2 protein-coding genes are annotated in these 1275 nt (G+C 69.3%); one reads left to right on the top strand and one right to left on the bottom strand.

The features are described 5' to 3' along the window. Nucleotides 1-890: NADH:flavin oxidoreductase/NADH oxidase (locus AC1D15_RS32895; RefSeq protein ID WP_477829368.1), on the bottom strand; the 890-nt coding region annotated here is incomplete at its 3' end. A 134-nt stretch (nt 891-1024) separates the two neighbouring features. Here AC1D15_RS32895 and AC1D15_RS32890 point away from each other — a divergent pair. Continuing rightward, nucleotides 1025-1275, top strand: a 251-nt coding sequence (locus tag AC1D15_RS32890) for an SDR family NAD(P)-dependent oxidoreductase (RefSeq protein ID WP_477829367.1), incomplete at its 3' end; no start/stop codon positions are given.

Raw genomic sequence — 1275 nt, 5'->3', positions numbered from 1 at the left:
GTGGCCTCCTTGATGGCGCGTGCAAACGGCACCTGATACCCAGCGCCCAGCTTGATCTGCTGCTGCGACGTGATGCCGCCCGACGACACATCGATGAAATCGCAGCGGCGTGCCTTCAAGGCCTTCGCGAACTCCACCGTCTGCGGCAGCGTCCAGCTCGGCGCTTCGCTGTGCTCCATCCAGTCCGTCGCCGACACGCGCACGCCCAGCGGCTTGTGCGCCGGCCATACCGCCCGCACCGCATCGAACACTGCCAGCGGCAGGCGCATCCGGTTCTCCAGGCTGCCACCCCACGCATCAGTGCGCTGGTTGCTGATCGGCGACAGGAACTGGTGCATCAGGTAGCCGTGCGCGCAGTGCAGCTCGATCACGTCCAGGCCCAGCCGCTGCGAGCGCTCGGCCGCCTTCGTGAACTGCGCGATCACCGTGCGGATGTCGTCCTCGCTCATCGCGTGCGGCGGCGCCTCTTCCGGTCGCTGGCGCACCGCCGATGGCGCCCACGGCGTCCAGCCGCCGTTCTGCGGGGGGATCAACTGCCCACCCTTCCACGGCGGGGCGCTCGAGGCCTTGCGGCCGGCATGCGCCAGCTGGATGCCGATCGCGCCCTTGGCATGCGGGCGGATCGCCGCCAGCACCCGCGCCAGCGCGGCTTCGTTCTCGTCGCTCCACAGCCCCAGGCAGTCCGGCGTGATGCGGCCCTCGGGGCTCACGCCCGTGGCCTCGATCAGCGTCAGCGCGGCACCACCCTGCGTCATCGCGCCCAGGTGCATCACGTGCCAGTCGGTGGCCGACCCGTCGACCGCCGAGTACTGGCACATCGGCGCGACGATCACGCGGTTGGAGAGCTCGAGCTCGCGCAGCGCGAGCGGACGGAACAAGGTGGGATTCATCGGACTCCTGCAGACGGTTGAAGCACGGTGGCTTCGTGCTATCTTGCCCCACAGCCTTGGCCGCCGCTGACCCCGGGTCTTTGACGTTGGGTCGGCGGCGTGCCGCCACATCGAACAAGTCAAGGAGCCAGAACATGAGCTACAGCATCGATCTCTCCGGCCGCGTCGCGCTGGTCACCGGTGCCTCCAGCGGACTGGGTACCCAGTTCGCGAAGACCCTCGCGAAAGCAGGCGCCGCCGTCGTGCTCGCCGGCCGCCGCGTCGAACGCCTCAAAACCCTGCGCGCCGAGATCGAGGCCGGCGGCGGCGACGCCCACGTCGTCAAGCTCGACGTGACCGACCACGACAGCATCAAGGCCGCCATCGCCCACGCCGAGACCGAAAT

The sequence above is a fragment of the Rhizobacter sp. P2_H2 genome (assembly GCF_056403375.1).
This window is presented reverse-complemented; position numbering and strand designations above follow the sequence as displayed.